Origin of the sequence: Streptomyces sp. A0592 (assembly GCF_004795115.1) — a bacterium.
GTDB classification, from domain to species: domain Bacteria; phylum Actinomycetota; class Actinomycetes; order Streptomycetales; family Streptomycetaceae; genus Streptomyces; species Streptomyces erythrochromogenes.
In genome coordinates this window covers 1-3,614 of record NZ_SSBM01000088.1, presented here as the reverse complement: position 1 = coordinate 3,614, position 3,614 = coordinate 1, and the positions used below count along the sequence as shown (strand labels likewise).

The following is a 3,614-nucleotide window of genomic DNA, read 5'->3' as shown; positions in this document are numbered from 1 at the left end:
CACCCACCCCTACGTCAGCACCCACCCCACCCCACCCACCATCCCCGGCCACCACCTCACCGACCTCCCCGCACCACCCCACCACCAAGCCGCCCTCGCCACCCTCACCTGACACCACCCCCACACCTGACAACACCGGAACGCCTCACGACGACTTCGGCGATGTCCAGCCCGGATCGCGACCCGACAGCCCCACCGCCCGGTCCAACAGCGGGGCGTCGTCCGGAACCGGGACCACAGGGGCGAAGATGCCCCCCTCACCGCGCTCCTCCTGAGCGGCCGCGAGGAGGAACGCATGCGCAGCGCGCAACGCGGCCTCGTCCGGCACGTACTCCTGGCCCGTCGCCCGGGCCAGGTCCCAGCCGTGGATCAGCAGCTCGTCCACAGCCACCGCACCCGCGATCTCGCCGGGCAGGTCCACGCCGCCCGCCCGCGTCGTACCGGTCCAGGCCGACGGGTCCTTCCAGGCCTCGGCCAGTTCGCCGAGGAGGAGCGGCAGGTCCTCGCGCCAGGCTGCGGGCAGGGACGGTCCGGCCGGAGCCGGAGCCGTGTCGGTCGTGGGGCCCAGGTCCTTGCGTGCAGCGTCGCGGAAAGCCATGGCGAGGCCCCTGATGTGGTCCAGCAGGTCCGCCACCGCGTACTCGGGACAGGGCGTCGGCCCGGCCAGCTCCGAATCCGCGACACCCGCCACGAGACGGGACACAACCCGGGCCTGCGCCTCCAGATCGACAAGCGGCATATCGGTCATCTCCTACTCCTCCAGGCAATGGGCCTGCAGGGTAGACCGGAAGCGCAGCCCGAACTCATCGCCACACGGGGCGAGCGTGCCGAGAAGCGCACCGCCCCGGATTCGGGGCGGTGCGCTGTTCCGCGGAGAGAGGCGGCTGAGCCTCCGAGCCCGGGGAAGGGGGTGCCCGGGCTCGGAGGGTGGGGCGCCTGCCGGCGTCCGCCTACTTGAAGGTGACGTCCGAGCAGGAGTAGAAGGCCTCCTCACTCTGGAAGGAGCCGTCGGGCCGCTTCAGGCCGTGCCAGATCGTGTAGATCAGGTGCTTGCCCTTCTTCTCGGGGAGCACCGCCTTGAACGTGAACGCCTTCGCGCCGAGGAACCCCGAGGGGGCCGCCGTGGCCGCGGTGTTGTCGGCGCTGAGGAAGGGGGTGTCCTCCAGGTCGGACCACTTCAGCGGCTTCTTGGGGTCGTAGCCGTCCTTGGTGACGTACATCTCCATGCGGTACGGGTTGTGCAGCGCGCTGATGTCGTAGCGGAGGTCGTACTCGGCGCCGCCGGGCAGTGTCGTGGAGGGGAAGTCGTCCCGCGCCAGGTCCAGGCCGGAGAACTGTGCGTTGCCGGCGCTGCACAGCTTGCCGTCGGGTATGCGGGCGCGGTGCTGCGGGGAGCTGGTCGGGGTGCTGTGGTCCACGGCGCGGCCCTGGACGATCGACTTCCAGTCGCCGGGGATGCCGGGGCTCTGGGCGAGGGCCAGCCGGCAGGCCTCGCCGGCCTTCGGGTTCTTGGTGCAGGCCAGGCTGCGGCTCACCGGGTCGGCGGTGGCGCCGTGTGCGGAGGCGGGTGCGGAGCCGAGGGTGCTCACGACGAGGGGGAGCGCCACGAGCGCGGTGAGGCGCAGGAGGGCGGTGCGGCGGGCCGGGGGACGTGCCGGGCCGGGGGACGTCGTGGCGACGGGACGGGTCGTATTCATGAGGGGATGCTCCTGGTCATGGGGTCGGTCATGCGCGAGGGCGACGGGCGGGCGGGTCAGCCGCCGGTCCTCACGGTCAGCTCGCGGGAGAACGCGCCCCACGTGCCGTCGCCGAGCCGCGCCCGGATCTTCACGGCGTACGTCGTGCCGGGGTGGGAGCCGACGAGCACCTCGCGCGAACCCTTCGTCGTCGGGACCGGCAGGACCGGGTCGCCGGTGCCTCACATGAAGGTCTGGGCGGGCTTGCCGTTCAGGTGGACCTGGTAGGTGGTGATCTGGCCGACGCCCTGCGGGACGGACCAGGTGAGGTTCAGGTAGTGCTGGGTGACTCCGCCGTCCTGCTTGGTGGCGGTGGTGGCGGCGAAGTCGCCGGGCGCGGCCTTGCCGCCCGTGCCGTCGGGGGCCGCGGTGGTCGTCACCTGTGCTTCGCGGGTCGGGTCGGACTCCTTGCCGGAGGCGTCGACAGCGGTGACCTTGAAGCGGTGGGCGGTTCCGGCGGTCAGGCCGGAGACGGTGGCCGAGGTGGCCTTGGCGTCCGCCTCCTGGACCTTCGCGCCGTCGCGGTAGATGCGGTAGCCGGTGACGGCGACGTCGTCGGTCGCCGCGCGCCATTGCAGGGAGGCCTGGTACGGGCCGGATGCCGTCGCCTCCAGGTCCGCGGGGATGACCGGCTTCGCCCTGTCCTGGCCCGGCGCGGCGAGGGTGGTGAGCACGATGTCCTTGCTGAAGCCGGTGGTGCGGCCGTCGGCGCGGACGGCGCGGACCTTGAACGCGTAGCGGGTGGCGGGGGCCAGCCGCTCGATGTCGGTCATCGTGTCCTTGACGGTCTTGACCTGCTTGCCGTCCTGGAAGACCTCGTAGCGCACGACGTCGGCGCCGCCGGTGGGAGGCTTCCACATCAGGTGGACGGCGGTGTCGTCCTTGACGAAGGAGCCGCTGTCGGCGGGGACGGCCGTGTTCGTGCCGGTGTCGCCTCCGTTGCCCGACGGGCCGTTCACACGGCATCCGCTGATCTTGGGCATGCCCTTGCCGGCGGGGTTGATCCCGACCTTGACGGCCCGGTTGCCCTTGGCGGCCACGTCGGCGCGGTCGGCGATCGGCTTGATGGTGACGTGCTTGCCGGTCTGGCGGAGTTCGTACGCCCAGGGGTTGTCGAGGGTGACCTGCCCCTGCGACACGTCGAACTCGGCGGTCCAGTCCCGTACGGGCCGGTCCCCCTTGTTGGCCAGCGAGATCTCGCCGGACGCCCACCACACGGTGGCCTGCTCCGCGACGCGGCAGGCGGCGGTGAGGCTGTTCTCTTCCTCACCGGCATTGGCGGCCACGGGGACGACGACGGAGCCGACCCCGATGACAACGGCCGCGCAGGCCAGGGCAATTCGCTTTCGGGACATCACAAACCTCTTGCTAAAGCCGATCCGCCGGTGCAGCGGCAGCATCGAAGGTGCCTCGGTCAACACCGGTGACACTAAGCGCGGTTTGCGGCTCGAACGGGCCTCTGAGGGGCCGCGAGCCCGCTGTTATCCGTCCCTTAAGGTCCGGATAGGGCGCTCTTGATCCCCGGCCTCCGCCCCTTCGACGCTGTGGACATCCAAGATCACGCTCTGTTCCCGACCGCGGCCCTGCGCGCGTGATCGGCTGTGGTCACCCCGGCATTCCGCCGACATCCGCGCCTGCACCGCCTCCTCGTCCCGCGCCCGGCCAAGGCCCTCTCCGTCGGCTGCCGCACCACCCTCGACCTGGGAAGCAGGACCGTGCTGCCGCGGTCAGCCGACGGCGATCCGCCGGCTCGCCCTAGGGTCTGTCGTCAAAGTGATCTTGCGTTGTGGATCATGGTCGGGTGATACGTCGCCATGAACTGTCGGACGCTGAGTGGGAACTCGTGCAGCCGTTGCTGCCTCGGCCCGTGCTGGGGCG

The 3,614-nt window shown here is 71.2% G+C and carries 4 protein-coding genes; all 4 read right to left on the bottom strand.

From position 1 onward, the window contains the following. Positions 1-145 precede the first annotated feature (145 nt). The 4 genes from E6U81_RS39390 to E6U81_RS39375 all read right to left on the bottom strand — a co-directional run bounded on the left by E6U81_RS39390 (position 146) and on the right by E6U81_RS39375 (position 3,091). Positions 146-748, bottom strand: a complete 603-nt coding sequence (locus E6U81_RS39390) for a TIGR03086 family metal-binding protein (protein ID WP_136234787.1) — start codon at positions 746-748, stop codon at positions 146-148. Between the two features lie 202 nt (positions 749-950). Next, on the bottom strand, positions 951-1,697 hold the full coding sequence (locus tag E6U81_RS39385; protein WP_136234786.1) for a lytic polysaccharide monooxygenase: 747 nt from the start codon (positions 1,695-1,697) through the stop codon (positions 951-953). A 56-nt stretch (positions 1,698-1,753) separates the two neighbouring features. Then, entirely contained in the window at positions 1,754-1,867 is a 114-nt protein-coding gene (locus E6U81_RS39380) for a fibronectin type III domain-containing protein (protein WP_136234785.1), read from the bottom strand. A gap of 51 nt (positions 1,868-1,918) precedes the next feature. Then, the gene (locus E6U81_RS39375; RefSeq protein ID WP_168714875.1) at positions 1,919-3,091 is read right to left on the bottom strand and encodes a fibronectin type III domain-containing protein; all 1,173 of its coding nucleotides are present in this window, start codon (positions 3,089-3,091) and stop codon (positions 1,919-1,921) included. Positions 3,092-3,614 lie beyond the last annotated feature (523 nt).

Bases quoted from the DNA above. Each gene is read 5' to 3' on its own strand.
- E6U81_RS39390 (WP_136234787.1), bottom strand. From the start codon at position 748: ATGACCGATATGCCGCTTGTCGATCTGGAGGCGCAGGCCCGGGTTGTG.
- E6U81_RS39385 (WP_136234786.1), bottom strand. From the start codon at position 1,697: ATGAATACGACCCGTCCCGTCGCCACGACGTCCCCCGGCCCGGCACGT.
- E6U81_RS39375 (WP_168714875.1), bottom strand. From the start codon at position 3,091: ATGTCCCGAAAGCGAATTGCCCTGGCCTGCGCGGCCGTTGTCATCGGG.